Raw genomic sequence first — 252 nt, 5'->3', positions numbered from 1 at the left:
TCGACGGCAAGTTCGTTGTCCATAGCAACGACGATACCCTCACCGCCGAGGACATGGCGCTTGGCTACAAGCAGCAGCAACGCGTGGAAGAAGCCTGGCGCACGATGAAGGGCGGCCTGCGCATGCGGGGTAAGCGGATTAAATGGTTGATCTTACCTTTGCATGAGAGTGAGACAGACCGGCATCTCATCGGATTATCTGGTTGATGCTTCACCTACTGCTGGTGCATGTTTCCTTCGCTAATTCCAGCAA

Annotated in this window: 1 protein-coding gene; it reads left to right on the top strand. The window is 54.4% G+C overall.

Going from position 1 to position 252, the window contains the following annotated elements:
• On the top strand, positions 1-206 hold a 206-nt coding region (locus GPA21_RS21125), incomplete at its 5' end, for a hypothetical protein (protein WP_422614192.1).
• Between the last annotated feature and the right edge of the window lie 46 nt (positions 207-252).

The sequence above is a fragment of the Azoarcus taiwanensis genome (assembly GCF_012910885.1).
GTDB classification, from domain to species: domain Bacteria; phylum Pseudomonadota; class Gammaproteobacteria; order Burkholderiales; family Rhodocyclaceae; genus Azoarcus_F; species Azoarcus_F taiwanensis.
Note: the sequence above shows the minus strand (reverse complement) of the source record. Positions and strands in the feature narration are given on the sequence as shown.